Genomic DNA, 20162 nt, shown 5'->3' on the forward strand with positions numbered 1-20162 from the left:
CGAGACGCGCCCGGGAAGCATATGGGCCAGATGACAGATCGGTCGGGCCACGGTCAATGAAAGGAATTGGAATATGTTCAACGCTTTGGTGATGGAAAAGGACGAGGAAAGCGGACTGGCCAGCCCGGTGATCAAGCAGATCTCGGAAGATGACTTGCCGCATGGTGAAGTACGTGTGGCCGTCGAGTTCTCGACCGTCAACTACAAGGATGGTTTGTGCATGTCGCCCAAGGGCGGCGGTCTGGTCCGAAATTACCCGCATGTGCCCGGGATCGACTATGCCGGAACTGTCGAAGAATCCTCAGACGACAGGTACAAGCCCGGCGACAAAGTGGTGTTGACCGGTTGGCGCGTGGGTGAGGCGCATTGGGGTGGATACGCCCAGAAGGCCAGCGCGCTGGCCGATTGGCTCGTCCCTCTGCCCGAGGGGTTGAGCACGCGCCGGGCCATGGCCGTGGGAACTGCCGGTTTTACCGCGATGCTGGCGGTGATGGCGCTGGAAGATCACGGTCTGACGCCCGACCGCGGGCCGGTTCTGGTAACCGGTGCAGCCGGGGGCGTCGGCTCGGTTGCCACGGCGATTTTGGCCAATCTGGGATACGAAGTTGCGGCAGTGACCGGGCGGCCTGAAACCGAAGGCTATCTGAAGGCGCTTGGTGCGACGTCGATGGTGCCGCGTGACGAATTGAACGAAACCACCAAACGCCCGCTGGAAAGCGAAACCTGGGCTGGCTGCGTTGATGCCGTCGGGGGCGCAATGCTGGCGCGCGTACTGGGTCAGATGAAGTATGGCGCCTCGGTGGCAGCGGTCGGTCTGGCCGGTGGCGCGGGCCTGCCAGCGACCGTCATTCCGTTCCTGCTGCGCGGAGTCAACCTGTTGGGTATCGACAGCGTGATGCAGCCGTTCGACAACCGACTGCGGGCCTGGCAGCGGGTGGCTTCGGATCTGCCGATGGACAAGCTGGAAGCGATGATTCAGCCGGCCACTCTGAATGATCTTCCGAAGCTGGGTGCCGACATCCTCAACGGTCAGGTCAAGGGACGCGTGGTCGTTGACCTGAACGCCTGAGCCTTGGTTTTTTCTGTGCCAGACCGGCCCGCCACAGGGCCGGTCTTTTTTGTCCGGGGGATCGGGTTTTTCGCGGAAACAACTCTGGTCATTGCCACATTTCCCGATCATGATTGCTATACATCCCAGGTGCGATGGCGTAAGAGCCATTCCAACATCACCTGAAGACGGGGAGTGAGCAGCATGTCTGACGATTTTGAACTGGACACCGATGATTTAAAACGCCGCATGGATGGCGCGATGGCCAACCTCAGAACCGAATTCGCGTCGCTGCGCACCGGGCGTGCGTCGGCTTCGATGCTCGAGCCGGTTATGGTGGATGCGTATGGGTCGATGACACCGATCAACCAGGTCGGCACTGTAAACGTTCCCGAGCCGCGCATGGTCACCGTGAATGTTTGGGACAAGTCTTTGGTCGGCAAAGTGGAAAAGGCGATCCGGGAAAGCGGACTGGGCATCAACCCGCAGCTTAACGGAACGATCATCATGCTGCCTATCCCCGAGCTGAACGAAGAGCGCCGCCGCGAGCTGGGCAAAGTGGCCGGGCAATACGCCGAACACGCCCGCGTTGCCATTCGCAACGTGCGCCGCGATGGCATGGATCAAATCAAGAAAGCCAAGGCCGACGGCCTGTCGGAAGACGATCAGAAGTTCTGGGAAACCGAGGTTCAGGAACTGACCGACCAGATGATCAAGGCCGTGGATGCGGCCCTTGAGGCCAAGCAGGCCGAAATCATGCAAGTTTGAGCGCAAGCCATGCCCGCTGATCCCCAGAACGAGCCCCCCTGTGGTCCGCGTCACGTGGCCATCATCATGGATGGCAACGGTAGGTGGGCCGAGGCGCGCGGCCGGCCACGGCTGTACGGGCATCACGCCGGTGCCCGTCGGGTGCGCGAAGTGGTCGAAGCCTGCCCGGGGCTGGGGATCAAGTACCTGACGATTTTTGCCTTCTCGACGGAAAACTGGAAACGGACCCAGGTCGAGGTTGCCGGTTTGATGAGCCTGTTCAAGCGCTACATCATCAAGGAAACCCGAACACTGGCCCAAAACGGTATCCGTGTCCGATTCATCGGCGACAGGGTGCGGCTGGATGCCAAACTGATCGAGTTGATGGACACGTTGGAGCGCGAGACGGCCAACAATGACCTTGTCCACCTGACCGTCGCTCTCAATTATGGTGGTCGGGACGAAGTGGCCCGGGCAACCAAGCGGCTGGCGCGGGACGTCGCCGCAGGCAACCTGCGGCCAGAAGATGTCGACGAGGAAACGCTGCCCAGATATCTGGACACGCGCGTCCTGCCTGACCCCGATTTGGTCATTCGCACCAGCGGCGAGGCGCGGATATCGAATTTCCTTCTCTGGCAATCCGCTTACTCGGAATACGAATTCATCGACACGCTCTGGCCCGACTTCACCGCGGCCGAGCTGGAACGGCTGTGCAAGAGCTTCGGGTCGCGCGAACGCCGGTTCGGAGCAGTTCCGGCATGACGGACGGCCGATGGTCCGACCTCACCACCCGGGTGTTGTCTGCCCTGGTACTGGTCGCTATTGGAGCGGTCGAGGTTTGGCTGGGCGGACTATGGTTCGAGACATTTGTTGCCGCAGCGTGCGGTCTGATGACCTGGGAACTGGTTCGCATGATCGATTCCGATCGGATGGGCGTCGCGGTTCAGTTGGGAATCCTGACCGGCGTTGCCGTCATGCTCAGCTATCATGTTCCGCCGCTCTACAAACTGCCCTTTCTGATCGCGCCCGCACTGGTCGGGGCAGGGCAGGTCTCGCACTCGCGCGGGATCTACGTGCTGTTTGCCATGTGGATTGCCTGTGCGGGTTACGGGTTCATCCAGATCCGCGAGACGATGGGGTTTGGCTGGATGGTCTGGTTGATCCTGGTCGTCGTTGCCACGGACGTAGCTGGTTACTTTGTGGGAAAGACGTTCGGTGGCCCGAAGTTCTGGCCGCGGGTCAGCCCCAAGAAAACCTGGTCGGGCACGGCGGGCGGCTGGGTGGCAGCCGCGCTGGTGGGCGCAGCCGTTGCCGCGTATGCCGGGTTTGGCTATCGGTTTGTTTTGGTTTCGGTCCTGGCCTCGATGGCCAGCCAGGCCGGTGATATCGTGGAAAGCGCCGTCAAGCGGCGGTTCGGGGTCAAAGACAGCTCGAACCTGGTGCCAGGACATGGCGGTTTTCTGGATCGATTTGACGGCATGATGGGTGCATCTCTGATGGTTCTGATTGCGTCGCTGGTCTATTCGCCCGGGGAAATCTGATGCGAAAGGTTTCGATATTCGGCGCGACCGGATCGATTGGCCAGAATACGATCGATCTGATTGCTCGGGCCCCGGAGGATTACAAGGTGGTCGCCGTCACCGGCGGGGCGAATGTCCGGCAGTTGGCGCAGGACGCCCGCCGGCTGGGCGCTGAAGTGGCAGTAACCGCCTTTGACCAGCATCTGGATGATCTTCGCGATGCATTGTCCGGCACAGGGATCGAGGCCGCAGCGGGCACAACCGCGCTGATCGAAGCGGCCGCTCGCCCAGCAGACTGGGTCATGTCCGCCATTGTTGGCTCGGCCGGTTTGGCGCCGGGGCTTGAGGCTTTGAAGCAAGGCGCGACCCTGGCCTTGGCAAACAAGGAAACGCTGGTGTGTGCCGGCCCGCTTGTTCTGGAAACCGCGGAACGCCATGGCGCGCGTCTGCTGCCTGTCGACAGCGAACATTCGGCGGTCTTTCAGGCGCTTGTGGGTGAAGACATGGATGCGGTCGAGCGCATCATCATCACTGCCAGCGGCGGCGCCTTTCGTGACTGGCCGGTCGAGAAGCTGGCCGGCGCTACGGTCGAGCAAGCTTCGAGCCACCCCAATTGGGACATGGGTCAGCGGATAACGATCGACAGCGCCTCGATGTTCAACAAGGCGCTGGAAGTAATCGAGACCAAAGAGTTTTTCGGGATCAACCCTGACCGGATCGAGGTTGTGGTTCACCCGGAATCCATCGTGCATGCTCTGGTCGGATTTCGCGATGGCGCAGTGATGGCGCATTTGGGCGCGCCTGATATGCGGCATGCGATAGGCTATGCGCTGCATTGGCCGGAAAGGCGCGACCTGCCGGTGCCGCGCCTGGACCTGGCCAAGTTGGGCCAGCTGCGTTTTCGTGATCCGGACCCGGCGCGTTACCCGGCCCTGCGGCTGGCCCGCGAGGTCATGCAACGCGGTGGCCTGTCAGGCGCGATCTTCAACGCCGCCAAGGAGCGTGCGTTGGATCATTTCATCGGTCAACGCATCGGCTTTCTGGACATGACCGACGCCGTGGCCGCCGTTCTGGGCCGTTTCGACGATGCAGGCGGCCTTATTGATGCCCCTTTGACCCTTGATAACGTCCTGAAAACGGACCATCTGGCACGTCAATGGGTGGATGACGCCGTACTACGAAGAGCAGGATAGAATTTTGGACATACTCTCGCTGATCCCGCAATTTGGTGGGCTGGTCTATACGATTGCCGCATTCGTCGTGGCGCTGTCCGTCATCGTGGCGGTGCATGAATACGGGCATTACATCGTTGGCCGCTGGTCGGGGATCCATGCCGAGGTGTTCTCGTTGGGTTTTGGTCCGGTGCTTTGGAGCCGAATGGACAAACGCGGCACCAAATGGCAGATCGCTCTGCTGCCTTTTGGCGGTTACGTGAAATTCCTGGGCGATGCCAATGCGGCCTCGGGCAAGGACGCCGAGACGATGGCCGAAATCACCACGCAAAGCCCCGAGGAATTGCGTCGGACGATGCATGGCGCACCGCTTTGGGCGCGGACTGCCACGGTTGCAGCCGGGCCGGTCTTCAATTTCGTTCTGTCGATCCTTGTCTTCGGTTTGATCTTCTGGTCGCAAGGCGTGACCCGCGAGCCACTGACGGTCGGATCGCTGAAACCTCTGCCGGGCACCGTGCAGGAGCTTCAGGAGGGGGACGAAATCGTTGCGATCGCTGGCATCCCCACGCCTGATTTCGATCAGGAGGGGGCCTGGACCGAGTTTACCGAAGCGCTGCCGGTGCAGCCGGTTCTCGAATACACTGTCATCCGCGACGGCCAGACCCTCGACGTGTCGGCTCCGTGGCTGTTCCCGCCCTTGATCCAGCAGGTCGCTCCGCGCAGTGCTGCGATGGATATCCAGTTGCAGGCGGGCGACGTCATCACCTCGGTTGATGGCGATCCGATTTTTGCCTTTGAACAGCTGAAGGAAAAGGTCGAAAGCTCGGACGGGAAGGTGCTTTTGCTGGACGTTTGGCGCGACGGCGCCGAGTTGGAATTTGCACTGGCGCCGCGTCGCACGGATGAACCGCAGGCGGACGGCGGCTTCAAAACCGAATGGCGGATTGGAATCGTCGGCGGCATGATGCTGGTGCCAGCGACTGAACCTGCGGGTCTAGTCGACTCGCTGCATGGCGGTGTCATCCAGACCGGCCGCATCATCGAGGGGTCGCTGTCCGGTATTTGGCACATGGTCACCGGTGCGATCAGCACCTGCAACATGTCCGGACCCATTGGTATCGCGGAAACCTCAGGCGCGATGGCGAGCCAAGGGGCACAGAGCTTCATCTTCTTCATCGCGGTTCTGTCCACTGCTGTAGGCCTGCTGAACCTGTTCCCAATCCCGGCATTGGACGGGGGGCACCTTGTTTTCTACGCCTACGAAGCAGTCGCGGGGAAACCGCCCAGCGACCGAGCTTTGCAACTGTTGATGGCGGTGGGCATCACGTTAATTCTCAGCCTCATGATCTTCTCGGTAAGCAACGACCTGTTCTGCTGATTGTGGCGGCATTGACGCGTTACGGTCGCAAAATTGCCTCAATTCAAACCTAGTTTGTTTGGTGTAATTTTGCCGAGACGTGCAATCAAGCGGGCTGTAACCAATGACCAAGGCATTGCGAAATTCCTATCGGGGCTTCAGCTTCCTGTTTGTATTGAACTGGGACGCGTTGCTGAGCTTTGGGCTGACCGCTTTGGCACTGGCAGGCGCCGCATATCTGGCCGGTATGTGATTCCCCATACCCAGCTGAACGACCCGAGCGCGACCGATCCGGTCGCGTTTTTCGTTTGTGCTTTTGACAAGGCCCACCAGAGCGGCTACTCAACTTCTAAAGTCCGAAATTCTAGGTAGAGACAAAAATGGCTTACAGGAGAGGCGCGGGCACATCCTGCGGTACTGCGCAACCGCACGACAATATTTTGTGGCGGGCACTAACGATTTTTTTCCTCTTTGCGGCAATGAGTTTTACGGCGGTACCGCAAGCCGCCCAGGCCCAGACCTACACGATTTCGTCGTTCGATGTTCAGGGCAACCGTCGCATTGAGACGTCCACCATCATCGCCCGGACAGGAATCACACCCGGTCAGACAGTCACTGCGGGCCAGTTGAATGACGCCTACCAGCGTTTGCTTGACAGTGGTGTTTTTGAGACAGTCGAATTGACCCCGCGCGGGAACACTCTGGTGATCGAGGTCGCCGAGTATCCGACGATCAACAAGATCAGCATCGAGGGCAATCGCCGCGTCAAGGATGACGTGTTGATCCAGGCAATCTCGTCGCAGCCGCGCCGCGTGTTTACGCCGCAAGTCGCGGAGTCCGACGCTGACAAGATCGCCGAAATCTACTCGGCGCAAGGCCGCGTATCGGCCACTGTCATTCCGCGGATCATCCGCCGCAGCGACAACCGGGTGGACCTGGTTTTTGAAGTGGCGGAAGGCACCACGATTGAGATCGAGCGCGTCAGCTTTGTTGGAAACCGCGCCTATTCCGACCGTCGTCTGCGCCGTGTCCTTGAATCCAAGCAGGCCAACATCCTGCGCACCTTCCTGCGCGGTGACACGTTCATTGCCGACCGCATCGAATTCGACAAACAGGTTCTGCGTGATTTCTACCTGTCGCGCGGCTATGTCGATTTTCGGATCAACAGCGCCAATGTCGAGTTCACGCGGGAGCGCGACGCCTTTTATCTGGTGATGAACATCACCGAAGGTCAGAAATTCTCGTTCGGCAACATCTCGACAGTCAGCGAAATCCCGGGCGTTGATGCGGCCGAGTATCAGAAGGCCCTCAAGATCAAACCTGGTGTCACGTATTCGCCAACTCTGATTGAGAATTCGATCGCTCGGCAGGAACGTCTTGGCCTGAAGCAGGGCGTCGACTTCCTACGTGTTGAGCCGCGCGTGACCCGCAACGACCGTGACCTGACGCTGGATGTTCAGTTCGTGCTGACCAGAGGCCCGCGCATCTTTGTCGAACGGATCGACATCGAGGGCAACACGACCACTCTAGACCGGGTCATCCGGCGCCAGTTCGACACGGTAGAGGGTGACCCCTTCAACCCGCGCGAAATCCGGCAAAGTGCCGAACGTATCCGGGCCTTGGGTTTCTTCTCGGTCGCGGATGTGGAAACCCGCGAAGGGTCCAGCCCCAGCCAGGTGATCGTGGACGTGGATGTCCAGGAGCAGCCGACCGGTTCATTGGCGTTGGGCGGTAGCTACTCGGTTTCCGACGGTTTCGGGATCGCCATCCGGCTTGAGGAACGGAACTTCCTCGGGCGCGGACAGGAATTTGGCCTGACGCTGTCGACTGCGCAGGACTCTGAGCAGTACGTCATCAACTTTGCCGAACCGTATCTGCTGGGCCGCAAACTACGTTTTGATCTGGGCTTTGGTCTTTCGAGAACCAATTCCAGCTTTGCCAGCTATGACACCAAGAGTGTGTTCTTCAATCCGCAGCTCAGCTATGCGATTGGCGAACTGTCTTCGTTGCGCCTGCGGTACAACTGGAACAAGTCCGAGATGTCGCAGCAGGATGACGAGGTCAACGGGGCAGTCATCGCGTCGGAAATCGCGCAAGGTAAGCGTTCGACAAGCTCGCTGGGGCTGGCCTATGTCTATGACAGCCGACTGGGCGGCCTGAACCCGAATGCGGGTGTATTGTTCGAGGTCGGCGTGGACGCGGCTGGCCTTGGTGGAGACAACAAGTACTTCAAGACCTCGACCCGGGCGATTGCCCAGACAAAGGTTCTGAACGAAGAGATGACGCTGCGGGCGTCATTTGAGGCCGGCGCGCTCCATTGGCAAGGTGACGACTTCAGCCGGGCAATTGACCGTTATGTTCTGGGGCCGTCAACGTTCCGTGGCTTCGAGCCGGCCGGTATCGGCCCTCGTGACCTGTCGAAAGGTCAGGATGATGCGATCGGCGGCAACTACTACTGGGTCGCCCGGTTCGAGTCGGACTTCCCGTTGGGTCTGCCCGAGGAACTGGGGCTGCGCGGGGGTGTCTTCTATGACATCGGCAACCTGTACAACATCAACAATGTTGATACGACAGGTGCCAATATCGTCGGCGCAGACGGCTCGATCCGTCAGGTCATCGGCGTCTCGCTGCTTTGGGATACGCCGTTCGGTCCGCTGCGGTTCAACTTCTCGCAGGCCGTGAAGAAGGAAGACTTCGACAAAGAGCAGAACTTCGACTTTACCATTCAGGCACGGTTCTGACGTCCATGATCAAGACGATATCGAAGTTTGTACAGGGCCCGTTACGGGCCCTGTGTGTTTTGATCTTCCTGGTGGTGTCGCTCCCAGTGGCCGCCCAGCAGTTGGGTGTGCCGCAATCCGGCGTGCTGACCATCTCCAGCGACCGGATCTTCACCGAGTCCGCATTCGGGCGACGGATTTTTGATGAGATCGAAGCAGAAAGTGCTGCGCTGGCCGCTGAAAATGAACGCATCGTTGCCGAGCTGAGCCGCGAGGAAAAAGAGCTGACGCAAAAGCGCGAAGTCCTGAGCCCCGAGGAGTTCCGCCCGCTTGCAGAAGCCTTCGACCGAAAGGTCCAGTCTCACCGCGAGGGGCAACGCGCGAAACTGGATGCTCTGGCCCGCCGCAGTGACGAGGCGCGCAATCAGTTCTTTGAGCTGGCCCAGCCCGTGCTCATCGACCTGCTGCGTGAAACTGGCGCGTCGCTGATCATCGAACGATCCAACGTATTTCTCAGCTCGGACGCCTCGGATGTTACGGCCATCGCCATCCGCAAGATCGACGCGGCCATCGGCGACGGATCGCAGCTGGAAGAGGGCGACAAGCCATAGCGTGGCTTGCCCTTGGGTACGGGTATTGCTAACCACGCGTGAACGAGACCTCGAGAACAGGACATCCTGAAAATGACCACGGAAACCAAGAGCGCCGACATTCAGCTGATCCAGCGGATCCTGCCGCATCGCTATCCGTTCCTGCTGGTTGACAAGGTGGAAGAGATTGACGGCTATCAGTCGGCGGTTGGTATCAAGAACGTCACCATGAACGAGCCGCATTTCCAGGGCCATTTCCCCGGAACGCCGATCATGCCCGGCGTGACCATCGTCGAAGCGATGGCGCAAACCGCAGGTGTTATGCTGGGCGTCGGCATGGATGTCATCGACAGCGAGCTGCTGATCTATTTCATGAATATCGACAAATGCAAATTCCGACGCAAAGTGGTGCCGGGTGACGTGCTGAAAATGCATGTCGAAACCGTGCGCGGCAAGAAGGGCGGCAAGATCTTCAAGTTCAGCGGCCGTGCGACCGTTGACGGAGAAGTGGCGGCCGAGGCCGAGTTCTCGGCCTACGTCGATTGGGATATGGAAAAAACAGCATGAGCCGAATTCATCCCAGCGCGATCATCGAAGACGGCGCTCAGATCGGCCAGGACTGCGTAATCGGCCCGTTCTGCCATGTGGGGCCACAGGTGCGTTTGGGCGACCGCGTCGAATTGAAGTCGCATGTGGTTGTCACAGGGGAGACCTCGATCGGTGACGACTGCGTCATCTTCAACTTTTCGGTGATTGGAGAAATCCCGCAGGACCTCAAGTTCGGGGGCGAAAACACGCGGCTGGAAATTGGCAAGCGAAACCGCATCCGGGAACACGTTACGGTCAATACCGGCACCGAGGGTGGCGGCGGCGTCACTCGCATCGGCGATGACTGCCTACTGATGGCCGGGGTCCATGTGGCCCATGACGTGCAGATCGGCAACCGGGTGATCATGGTGAACCATTCCGGCGCCGCCGGCCACTGCATCATCGAGGACGACGTGATCATCGGCGGCATTTCCGGATTGCATCAATGGGTGCGCGTGGGCCGCGGCGCCATCATCGGTGCGCTGACCATGGTGCCCAACGATGTCATCCCTTACGGCCTGGTTCAGGCCTCGCGCGGCGAATTGGAGGGGCTGAACCTTGTTGGCCTGAAACGCCGCGGCGTTTCCCGCGCGGACATTTCGGCGCTGCGTGCGGCCATTCGCGAGCTGTCCGAAGGCGAGGGCACCTTTATGGACCGCGCCAAGCGTCTGGGCGACAGCACAGACAGCGACTATGTGCGTCAGATCGTGGAATTCGTGACGGGCGAAAGCGATCGTTCGTTCCTGACACCAAGGAAATAGGATCATGCTGGCTCTGATCGCGGGAACAGGGGTTTTGCCGGACGAACTGGTTGCGTACCTGCCGGAACGCCCCTTGGTTTGCGCGATGGAGGGATTTCAGCCCGACACTCTGACGCCAGACGTGACCTTCCCGCTGGAGCAGTTGGGCAGTTTTGTCGCCGAGCTCAAAGCGCGCGGCGTCACAGATGTATGCCTCGCAGGTGCGGTCCGCAGGCCAGACATAAACCCCGCCCGGATTGACGCGCAGACCATGCCCTTGGTTCCGATCATCCAGCAGGCGCTGGTGTCGGGTGACGACGGAGCCCTGCGGGCGGTGATCGGCATTTTGGAGGGCGCCGGACTGCGCGTGCGGGCCGCACACGAGATCGCTCCGGACCTGTTGCCTCCTCTCGGGTGTCTGACCCAGGCACAGCCGACCGAGGCGGAACTGGGCGATGCGAACCGGGCCGTGGGTGTCCTGCGGGCCATGGGGGCAGCGGATATCGGACAGGCTTGCGTTGTTCACAAAGGCCAGGTTCTGGTTGTCGAAGGGGCCTTCGGCACGGCCTGGATGCTGCAATCTCTGGCCGCTCGCCCTGATGCGGGCGGTGGTATTCTGTTCAAGGGCCCCAAGCCGGGCCAAGACCGACGTGCCGATCTGCCTGCCATCGGCCCCGACACCGTATCCAGCGCCGTTGCGGCCGGTTTGTCCGGCATCGTCATCGAAAAGGGTGGGGTGATCGTGTTGGACCGGCCCCAAGTGATCGCGGAATGCGACCGCCTGGGCCTGTTCCTGCACGTACATGAGCGGGCCGTCTGATGCGCGTTTTTCTGGTCGCCGGTGAACCGTCGGGCGACCGTCTGGGCGGTGCGCTGATGGAGGGGTTGAAGTCCCTTGTTCCGGATATCGAATTCGACGGGGTTGGCGGGCCGCTGATGCAGGCTCAGGGTCTGGTCAGCCGCTTTCCGATGTCCGAGCTCAGCGTGATGGGCCTGGTCGAGGTTCTGCCCAAGTTCTTTCACCTCAAGCGCCGCATAGCCGAAACCGCTCAGGCCGTTCTGGATACCCAGCCCGACGTTCTGATCACCATCGACAGTCCCGACTTTTCGTTGCGCGTGGCCAAGCAGGTCAAGACGCGCAGCAATATACGAACCGTGCATTATGTTGCGCCCAGCGTCTGGGCTTGGCGCCCCAAGAGGGCGGACAAGATGGCCAAGGTCATCGACCATGTTCTGGCCCTGCTGCCGTTCGAGCCGCCCTATATGGAAAACGCCGGAATGGAGTGCGATTTCGTCGGCCACCCGGTGGCCAGCGAGCCGGTTGCAACCGACGCGCAGATCGCACAGTTCCGCGCCGATCACGGGCTGGGCGACGCGCCAATCCTGCTGGCCTTGCCCGGCTCGCGCCGGGGTGAGGTCGATCGGCTGGCGCCCGTATTCGGAGCGGCGCTTGACCTGTACCTGAAAGACCGCCCCGACATGCGAGTGGTGGTTCCGGCGGTCGCGCATGTGGCCGATACCGTGGCCGCCCATGTCCGGTCCTGGCCGGGTCAGCCGGTCGTGGTGGACCCGCGCAACATCGCCACGGATCAGGCGGTGGCCAGCAAACGTGCGGCCTTTGCCGCCGCCGAGATCGCGCTGGCCGCATCCGGCACGGTCTCATTGGAGCTGGCGGCCCAGTCCACGCCGATGGTGATTGCCTATAAACTGACCTGGCTGACCCAGAAGATCGCCGAACGCATGGTCAAGCTGGATACGGTCACGCTGGTCAACCTGGTGTCCGAAACCCGGACAGTGCCGGAATGCCTGCTGGATGACTGCACGCCTGAAGCCATTTCCGCCGCGCTTGCCTCCGTGTCGGGCGCGCCGGACGCGCAGGAACAGGCTATGGCCATCACGATGGAACGTCTCGGCCGCGGTGGCGAAGCGCCCGGTCTTCGGGCCGCGCGCGCGGTGTTGGAGCGGATGACGCCGTGATGCTGGACTATGTGGTCTTTGCGGCCTCGGCCTTCATGGCGCAGGTGCTGACCAATCTCGACAACCTCATGGCTCTGGTCGCCCTGATGATCGTCACCGGTCCGCAACGCGCGGTTCTGGGGTTCCTGCTGGCACAGGGGCTTGTGATCGGCGCGGCTTTCCTGCTGGCGCTGGGGGTCGAAGATGTTGTGCCGCACTGGGCGGGCTACCTCGGCGCCATCCCTCTGGCCTTGGGGCTTTTTGGGGCCGCTCGACAGCTTCGCGGAACAAATGCGCAGGACGCGCCCGCAGTGCCGGGCAGCGCCTCGGCGCTTGTGACAATGTTGTTGTTCACAAGCCTTTCGATGGACACGTTTGCGGTCCTCGCCCCCTTGCTGGCGGACTCGACCCCCGATTTCCGGCTGGCAGGTGTGCTTGGGGCAGGACTAGCAGCTCTCTCCCTTGCGATCGTGGGGCTGATCGGCGGGCGCGCCCAGATCATGACGGGGCGCCTGGCGCAACGGCTGGAGTACCTCGTGCCTTATGTCATGATCTGCGCCGGGCTTTATATCCTCAGCAATTCATGGACCGACGCGGTTCAGTAACCGCGCCAGATCCAGCCGCCGCCAAAGATCCGGCTGCCCCCGGTTTCATAGAACACGCAGGCCTGCCCGGGCGAGACGCCTTCTTCGGGCGTCAACAATTCGACCTCGGCGGTGGTGTCGGTCAGCGGACGTATGATCGCCTCGCGCGGGGGGCGGGTCGAGCGGACCTTGACCGAGACATGCCATTCTTTCTGCGAGGTGAAGGGCGCATCTCCCAGCCAGTTGATCTCGCGTACGGGGATGGTGCGGGTGGCCAGCAGTTCCTTTGGGCCGACGACGACCTGCTTGCGATCCACGTCCAGCTTGACGACATAGAGCGGCTCGCTGAGGCCACCGATGCCAAGACCGCGCCGCTGGCCGATCGTGTAGTGGATTACGCCGTCGTGCTGGCCCAGAACACCGCCATCGGCGTGAACGATTTCGCCCGGTTCGGCCGCGCCGGGGCGCAGCTTCTCGATCACGCTGGCATAGTTGCCGTTGGGCACGAAACAGATGTCCTGGCTGTCGGGCTTGTCGGCTACGCTCAGCCCGTATTGGGCGGCCATCTCGCGGGTCGCGTCCTTCGAAGGCAGGTGACCCAGCGGGAAGCGCAGGAACTCCAACTGCTCGGGCGTGGTCGAGAACAGGAAATAGGACTGGTCGCGGTTGGCATCCTCGGCGCAGTGCAGTTCAGGGCCGCTCGGGCCCATCTTGCGCTGGATGTAGTGGCCGGTCGCCATGCAGTCGGCTTCCAGATCCTTGGCGGTTTCCAACAGGTCCTTGAACTTGACGCGCTCGTTGCAGCGGATGCAGGGCACCGGAGTCGCGCCGGCCAGATAGCTGTCGGCAAACTCGTCGATCACGGCGTCCTTGAAGATGTTTTCATAATCCAGAACGTAGTGTGGAAAACCGCGCTCCTCGGCCACGCGACGGGCGTCGTGGATGTCGATCCCGGCACAGCACGCACCCTTCTTGGCCAGCGCCGCCCCGTGGTCATACAACTGCAGGGTTACGCCAACAACGTCATAACCCTGATCCGCCAGATACGCCGCCACGACCGAGCTGTCGACACCGCCCGACATGGCGACGACCACCCGCGTTTCCGACGGGGGTTTGGCAAAGCCAAGCGAGTTCAGAGGGGTCTCGGTGTCGAGGGCCATGGGCTGTTCCAGTCCGGGTTAAGAAAGACCGGCAGAATATAGGAAAATTCTACGCACTCTCAAGGGGCGGTTTCACCGCGCATTAAGTAGACTGCCGTCAGCTATGTGGCACCAGAAAAAGGGTCGAAAGATGTATTTGCACAAAGTTGAGGGACCAAGGTCAGTTACCCTGCCGGATGGGTCTGTTTTGTCCCGAGCGGATTTGCCGCCTGCGGATACGAAACGCTGGGTCGCATCAAGAAAGGCCATTGTCGTTCGAGGCGTGCTTTACGGATTGATCTCCTTGTCGGACGCCAAGAAACGATACGGCCTGAGTGACGAAGAGTTCAACACATGGGTGTCTGCGGTCGCCGAACACGGAATCGAGGCCTTGAAAGTGACGGCGCTAAAAAAATATAGACAACCTAAAGGCGAAAGCGAATAAATGATTCAACGGTAACGTCAGATTAACCATTTGTGATCAGGGTTAACCCGAACTGGAATAGTTGAGCTGAATTGGAGCAGTGCAATGCGAATTCTTCTTGTCGAGGATGATCCGACCACGTCAAAAAGCATCGAGCTGATGCTGACGCATGCCAACCTGAACGTGTATGCGACGGACCTGGGCGAAGAAGGCATAGATCTGGCCAAGCTGTATGACTACGATCTGATCCTGCTTGACCTGAACCTGCCGGACATGAACGGACATGAAGTCCTGCGTCAGTTGCGCATTGCAAGGGTTGAAACGCCGATCCTGATCCTGTCCGGAGCCGACGACACCGAAAGCAAGATCAAGGGCTTCGGTTTCGGGGCCGACGACTACCTGACCAAACCGTTCCACCGCGAGGAGTTGGTGGCGCGGATCCATGCGATCATCCGCCGATCCAAAGGTCATTCGCAATCGATTATCCGAACCGGACGAATCGCGGTCAATCTGGATGCCAAGACGGTCGAGGTCGACAATCAGGCGGTGCATCTGACCGGCAAGGAATACCAGATGCTGGAGCTTCTGAGCCTGCGCAAGGGCACGACCCTGACCAAGGAGATGTTCCTCAACCACCTTTATGGCGGCATGGACGAGCCGGAACTCAAGATCATCGACGTTTTCATCTGCAAGCTGCGCAAAAAGCTCAGCAACGCCACGGGCGGCGAGAACTACATCGAAACGGTGTGGGGCCGAGGATATGTATTGCGCGATCCCCAGACGGACACGGTGGAAAACACTCGCTTGGCCGTCGGCGCCTGAAAATCTGACCCATCTGCCACCGCGGTCCAGGGTGGCACTCGCACTCACGGCTCAGCACATCTGGACCTGACCATGACCTCGCCCTATCACTGGGGTCCAAGACGATGTGACAGGGCGAGGCCATGAGCAATTTGATTGCAGTAGAAGATCTGACCGAGGATCAGGCTCGAGAGGAGTTGGCACGTCTTGCGGAACTCCTGCAGCGGGCCAACGACCTTTATCACGGTCAGGACGCGCCCGAGATCTCGGATGCCGAATACGATGCCCTGAAACTACGGAATCTCGAAATCGAGTCGCGGTTTCCGCAGCTAAAGCGCACCGACAGCCCCAGCGATCAGGTTGGTGCGCGGCCGGTGGACGGTTTCGGCAAAGTGACCCATGCAGTCCGCATGATGTCGCTTGGCAACGCATTCGACGATGAGGACGTAGCAGACTTCGTTCGGTCCGTTCGAAACTATCTTGGGCTGAGCGAAGAGGCGCCCCTCGAATTCACGGCCGAACCAAAGATCGACGGTTTGTCGCTGTCTCTGCGTTATGTGGACGGCGAACTGGTGCAGGCGGCAACACGGGGCGATGGGGAAGTTGGCGAAAACGTCACGGCCAATGCGTTGACCGTTTCAGATATCCCTCAAAAGATCGCCGACGCGCCCGGGATCCTGGAGGTTCGCGGCGAAGTCTATATGTCTCATGACGATTTCGAGAAGCTGAATGCCAAGCAGGCAGAGGCGGGGGCGAAGTTGTTTGCGAATCCGAGAAATGCGGCCGCCGGTTCGCTACGCCAGCTTGACCCAGAAGTTACGCGCGCAAGGCCCCTGCGGTTCTTCGCCTATGCCTGGGGCGAACTGTCCGAGCCGTTGGGAACCACCCAGTCATCTGCGTTGGATCGATTGAAGTCCTTTGGCTTTTCCACCAACGACCTGACTGCCGTTTGCAGCTCGACCGCGCAAATGCTGGAGCACTACCGCGCAATCGAAGAGCAGCGCTCTACGCTTGGCTATGACATCGACGGCGTCGTCTACAAAGTGAACGATTTGTCGTTGCAGGCCCGTCTTGGGTTTCGCTCGACCACACCAAGATGGGCGATCGCTCATAAATTTCCTGCCGAACTCGCCTGGACCCGGCTTGAGGCGATTGACATTCAAGTTGGCCGCACCGGCGCGCTTAGCCCGGTTGCGCGGCTGCACCCGGTGACGGTTGGCGGTGTGGTCGTGTCCAATGCAACCTTGCACAACGAAGACTACATCGCCGGTCGGGATTCGAAAGGCGAACAGATCCGCGACGGCAAAGATATACGTGTTGGCGATTGGGTGCAGGTGTACCGCGCCGGCGATGTGATCCCAAAAATAGCCGACGTCGACCTGAGCAAAAGGCCGGAACAAGCTGTCCCGTTTGAGTTTCCGACGAAATGTCCGGAATGCGGCAGCGACGCGATCCGCGAGGAAGGCGACTCGGTGCGCCGCTGTACCGGAGGGGTGATCTGCCCGGCGCAAGCGGTCGAGAAACTGAAGCACTTCGTTTCCCGCAAGGCGTTTGACATCGATGGGTTGGGGGCCAAGCAGATCGAAATGTTCTACAACGACCCGGATCTGCCGATCCGTACGCCGGCAGACATTTTCACATTGCAAAAGCGGGACGCTGCAAATCTGAACAAGCTGGCCAACCGAAAAGGCTGGGGCAGTCAGAGCGCCGCAAAACTCTTTGCCGCGATCGAGGAAAAGCGGACAATTCCGCTGGGCCGCCTTCTGTTTGCGCTGGGTATTCGACACCTTGGTGAAGCCGCCTCGAACCTGATCGCCAATCACTACGGCACGTGGGACGCGTTCGAGCAGGCTGTCACGGCTGCCAGCCAATTCAGCGGACCCGAATGGGATGAACTGCTGAATATCGACGGCGTCGGTGAAGTCATGGCCCGGACCCTGGTTTCGACATTTGCTCAGGACGCAGAGCGCCAAAGCATCGATGCGCTGGTCGCACAACTGAACGTACAAGAGGCCAAACGGCCGGATACATCGGGCAGCCCAGTCGCGGGAAAAACGGTTGTCTTTACGGGTACGCTCGAAAAAATGACCCGGGCCGAAGCAAAGGCCCGCGCGGAAGCCTTGGGGGCCAAAGTGGCTGGCTCAGTCAGCGCAAAAACGGACTATCTGGTGGCCGGCCCCGGCGCAGGTTCCAAGGCCAAGAAGGCGGCAGAGCTGGGGGTCGAAACCTTGGATGAAGACAGCTGGCTGCAGTTGATCGGGGACGCATGAGCGGCCGTCCAGAGCAACTGTTCCCGCTTTTTGCAGGGCTCGAGAGGCTGGATGGTATCGGTCCCAAGACCGCACGCCTGCTGGCGCAGACCGGGCTGGAAACGCCACGCGATCTGCTGTTTGCATTGCCATATGCAGTGGTTGACCGGCGGCGGCGTGATACGATCCGGGGCGTCGATCTGCCGAAAACACTCACGGTGGAAGTCACCGTCGGCGCCCACCGCCCGCCGCACAACAGGGGCGGAGCCTATCGGATTTTCGTGCAGGACAGTCAGACCGATTTCCAGCTGGTCTTCTTTCACGCCCGGGCCGACTACCTGAAAAAGGTCCTGCCTGAGGGGGCGAGACGGGTGGTGTCCGGCAAGCTCGAACTGTTTGACGGTACAGCGCAAATGGTTCACCCGGACCACATTCTGCCGGTCGAACAGGCGAACAGCATCCCCGAGTTTGAACCGGTCTATCACCTTACCCAAGGTGTCACCCAAAAGACGGCCTACAAGGCGGCGCAAAGCGCGCTGGCACGCCTGCCAGATTTGGCGGAATGGGCGGATCCTGCACAGGTTGCCCGCCAGAGCTGGCCGACCTGGGCCGATGCAGTCCGGGCGGCTCACACACCGCAAGGTGCCGATGACGTGGCAGCGTTTGCTCCCGCGCGCGAACGTCTGGCCTATGACGAACTGTTCGCCCATCAACTGACTCTGGCTCTGGCCCGACTGCGAGAACGCAAAACTCCTGGAACCGTAAGTGTCGCGACCGGGGCGTTGCAGACCCGTGTACTGGATGCGCTTCCGTACAAACCCACTGGGGCGCAGTTGCGTGCCATACGCGAGATAACCGAGGACATGGGTGCTCCGACCCGAATGAACCGCCTGCTGCAGGGGGACGTCGGATCCGGCAAGACACTGGTTGCGTTCATGGCGCTTCTGGTTGCGGTAGAGGCCGGTGCTCAGGGTGTCATGATGGCTCCGACCGAGATCCTCGCGCGCCAGCATCTGGAGGGCCTTCGCCCCCTGGCCGAGGACGCCGGCGTGGTTCTCGAAATCCTGACGGGACGGGACAAGGGGTCCGAGCGCAAGGCGAAGCTGGCCGCGCTCAAGGCGGGTGACATCCAAATTCTGGTGGGCACTCACGCGGTTTTCCAGAACGATGTGGCATTCCATGACTTGCGTCTGGCGATTGTCGACGAACAGCACAGGTTCGGTGTCCGCCAGCGGATGGAGCTCTCTGAGAAGGGGCAGGGGGCCGATGTTCTGGTCATGACAGCCACACCGATCCCACGCAGCCTTGCGCTTGCACAATATGGGGATATGGACGTCTCGGTCTTGGATGAGAAACCGCCGGGACGGAAACCGGTCAAAACTGCGATTGTCAGCACTTCGCGCATGGAGGAGGTGGTCGATCATCTGCGCCGCGCGATCGAAGACGGCAAGCAGTGTTATTGGGTCTGTCCGCTGGTCGACGAATCCGAGGTCTCCGACCTCACCGCGGCCGAGGAACGGTTCAAACACTTGCGGGCCCGGTTGGGTGACGGAATCGTCGGTCTTGTGCACGGACAGATGCCCCCGGCCGAGAAAGATGCGGCAATGGCCACCTTTCAGGACGGGCGGACCAAGGTTTTGGTTGCGACGACGGTCATTGAGGTGGGGGTCAACGTCCCCAACGCCACGATCATGGTTATCGAGCGGGCGGAAATCTTCGGGCTGGCCCAGTTGCACCAGCTACGTGGTCGAGTCGGACGCGGGCATGACGCGTCAACCTGTCTGTTGATGTATCAAGCGCCGCTCAGCGAAGGAGGCCGAAGGCGGCTGGAAGTTCTGCGGGAAACCGAAGATGGATTCAGAATTGCCGAAACGGACCTCGAGATGCGCGGGGCAGGTGACCTGATCGGGACCGCTCAATCTGGTCTTCCCCGGTTCCAGATTGCCGACCTAGAACGGCAGGCTGGACTTATGGCTGTTGCCCAATCTGACGCGCGTGCGCTGCTGGCTTCGGATCCGAAATTGACCTCGGAAAGAGGTCAGGCCGCGCGTGTTCTTCTTTGGTTGATGAAACAGGATCAGGCCATCCGTTTGATTTCAGTGGGTTAGCGGGTTTCGCGCAAAAAGTTCACAAATGTTCTTATAAAGTTCTTTACTGAACACCGAAAATATGAGAACAAAAGGTCAACAAAGGATTAATTCCCGACCGGAGGTGAAACATGCTGACCCAGATCAAAAGCGCTTTCAGCCGTTCGCAAGCCACGCTTTTGCAGGATGCAGCCGGCGTAGCTTCGCTGGTTGTCATGCTGATGGTGGCGCTTCACTTGCCCGTCGGGTTCTGAGCCTTTCTGCCTGCGATCTCGTGCCGATCAACCCGCGTATGTCATCCCCATTTCAGTCAAGGGTGACCTGCCTGTCCCAAACCCCTTGAAGGGGCCGTGCCTCGGCCCCACGCGGTAATCCGGACCCCACGCGAGAAACGCATTGACTGCCGCCGCCCTTTCCGCCCGGAAGGAGCGGCGGTTTTT

General features: G+C 60.4%; 20 protein-coding genes. 19 read left to right on the forward strand and 1 reads right to left on the reverse strand.

Translation table 11 applies throughout. The features are described from left to right. Positions 1-73: 73 nt before the first annotated feature. From acuI to K3752_RS08015, 14 genes are all read left to right on the forward strand, one after another. A complete protein-coding gene (acuI, locus tag K3752_RS07950; RefSeq protein ID WP_260066038.1) occupies positions 74-1069 on the forward strand; it encodes an acryloyl-CoA reductase in 996 nt (331 codons plus the stop codon). Positions 1070-1252: 183 nt separating this feature from the next. Next, entirely contained in the window at positions 1253-1816 is a 564-nt protein-coding gene (frr, locus tag K3752_RS07955) for a ribosome recycling factor (RefSeq protein ID WP_170338696.1), read from the forward strand. A 9-nt stretch (positions 1817-1825) separates the two neighbouring features. Beyond that, positions 1826-2557 carry a polyprenyl diphosphate synthase gene (uppS, locus tag K3752_RS07960; RefSeq protein ID WP_260066040.1) on the forward strand — a complete coding sequence of 244 codons (732 nt, stop codon included), beginning with the start codon at positions 1826-1828 and terminating at the stop codon, positions 2555-2557. Next, positions 2554-3336 carry a phosphatidate cytidylyltransferase gene (locus K3752_RS07965; RefSeq protein ID WP_170338692.1) on the forward strand — a complete coding sequence of 261 codons (783 nt, stop codon included), beginning with the start codon at positions 2554-2556 and terminating at the stop codon, positions 3334-3336. The genes uppS and K3752_RS07965 overlap by 4 nt, the downstream gene beginning before the upstream one ends. Next, positions 3336-4508 (forward strand): 1-deoxy-D-xylulose-5-phosphate reductoisomerase, encoded by a 1173-nt coding sequence (gene dxr, locus K3752_RS07970; protein ID WP_260066043.1) that lies wholly within the window; start codon positions 3336-3338, stop codon positions 4506-4508. The genes K3752_RS07965 and dxr overlap by 1 nt, the downstream gene beginning before the upstream one ends. Positions 4509-4512: 4 nt before the next feature. Beyond that, positions 4513-5865: an RIP metalloprotease RseP gene (gene rseP, locus K3752_RS07975; RefSeq protein ID WP_170340055.1), complete on the forward strand. Its 1353-nt coding sequence runs from the start codon at positions 4513-4515 to the stop codon at positions 5863-5865. A gap of 103 nt (positions 5866-5968) precedes the next feature. Further along, a complete protein-coding gene (locus tag K3752_RS07980; RefSeq protein WP_254920122.1) occupies positions 5969-6097 on the forward strand; it encodes a hypothetical protein in 129 nt (42 codons plus the stop codon). A 127-nt stretch (positions 6098-6224) separates the two neighbouring features. After that, positions 6225-8585: an outer membrane protein assembly factor BamA gene (gene bamA, locus K3752_RS07985; RefSeq protein WP_260066046.1), complete on the forward strand. Its 2361-nt coding sequence runs from the start codon at positions 6225-6227 to the stop codon at positions 8583-8585. Between the two features lie 5 nt (positions 8586-8590). Beyond that, positions 8591-9175: an OmpH family outer membrane protein gene (locus tag K3752_RS07990; RefSeq protein WP_260066048.1), complete on the forward strand. Its 585-nt coding sequence runs from the start codon at positions 8591-8593 to the stop codon at positions 9173-9175. Between the two features lie 72 nt (positions 9176-9247). Further along, on the forward strand, positions 9248-9721 hold the full coding sequence (fabZ, locus tag K3752_RS07995; RefSeq protein ID WP_170339263.1) for a 3-hydroxyacyl-ACP dehydratase FabZ: 474 nt from the start codon (positions 9248-9250) through the stop codon (positions 9719-9721). After that, a complete protein-coding gene (lpxA, locus tag K3752_RS08000) occupies positions 9718-10503 on the forward strand; it encodes an acyl-ACP--UDP-N-acetylglucosamine O-acyltransferase (protein WP_260066050.1) in 786 nt (261 codons plus the stop codon). Before fabZ ends, lpxA begins: the two co-directional genes overlap by 4 nt. Positions 10504-10507: 4 nt before the next feature. After that, the gene (locus K3752_RS08005; protein WP_260066051.1) at positions 10508-11302 is read left to right on the forward strand and encodes an LpxI family protein; all 795 of its coding nucleotides are present in this window, start codon (positions 10508-10510) and stop codon (positions 11300-11302) included. Further along, positions 11302-12459 (forward strand): lipid-A-disaccharide synthase, encoded by a 1158-nt coding sequence (gene lpxB, locus K3752_RS08010; protein WP_260066052.1) that lies wholly within the window; start codon positions 11302-11304, stop codon positions 12457-12459. Before K3752_RS08005 ends, lpxB begins: the two co-directional genes overlap by 1 nt. After that, complete coding sequence (locus K3752_RS08015) at positions 12459-13043, forward strand: hypothetical protein (protein ID WP_174819629.1); 585 nt, start codon at positions 12459-12461, stop codon at positions 13041-13043. The genes lpxB and K3752_RS08015 overlap by 1 nt, the downstream gene beginning before the upstream one ends. On the opposite strand, the gene mnmA is transcribed toward K3752_RS08015, so the two are convergent. Next, entirely contained in the window at positions 13037-14182 is a 1146-nt protein-coding gene (gene mnmA / locus K3752_RS08020) for a tRNA 2-thiouridine(34) synthase MnmA (RefSeq protein WP_260066054.1), read from the reverse strand. The two genes, K3752_RS08015 and mnmA, sit on opposite strands and share 7 nt — an antisense overlap. Positions 14183-14312: 130 nt before the next feature. Here mnmA and K3752_RS08025 point away from each other — a divergent pair, with 130 nt between their 5' ends. The 5 genes from K3752_RS08025 to K3752_RS08045 all read left to right on the forward strand — a co-directional run bounded on the left by K3752_RS08025 (position 14313) and on the right by K3752_RS08045 (position 19976). Then, complete coding sequence (locus tag K3752_RS08025; protein WP_170338674.1) at positions 14313-14606, forward strand: DUF1153 domain-containing protein; 294 nt, start codon at positions 14313-14315, stop codon at positions 14604-14606. Between the two features lie 84 nt (positions 14607-14690). Then, positions 14691-15407, forward strand: coding sequence for a response regulator transcription factor CtrA (ctrA, locus tag K3752_RS08030; protein ID WP_170339250.1), 717 nt, complete (start codon positions 14691-14693; stop codon positions 15405-15407). Between the two features lie 122 nt (positions 15408-15529). Beyond that, positions 15530-17656 carry an NAD-dependent DNA ligase LigA gene (gene ligA / locus K3752_RS08035; protein WP_260066057.1) on the forward strand — a complete coding sequence of 709 codons (2127 nt, stop codon included), beginning with the start codon at positions 15530-15532 and terminating at the stop codon, positions 17654-17656. After that, a complete protein-coding gene (gene recG / locus K3752_RS08040) occupies positions 17653-19743 on the forward strand; it encodes an ATP-dependent DNA helicase RecG (protein WP_260066059.1) in 2091 nt (696 codons plus the stop codon). Before ligA ends, recG begins: the two co-directional genes overlap by 4 nt. A 110-nt stretch (positions 19744-19853) precedes the next feature. Further along, positions 19854-19976, forward strand: coding sequence for a hypothetical protein (locus K3752_RS08045; protein WP_260066061.1), 123 nt, complete (start codon positions 19854-19856; stop codon positions 19974-19976). The last annotated feature ends 186 nt before the right edge of the window (positions 19977-20162 follow it).

Origin of the sequence: Ruegeria sp. B32, assembly GCF_025141855.1 — a bacterium.
Taxonomy (GTDB): Bacteria; Pseudomonadota; Alphaproteobacteria; order Rhodobacterales; family Rhodobacteraceae; genus Ruegeria; species Ruegeria arenilitoris.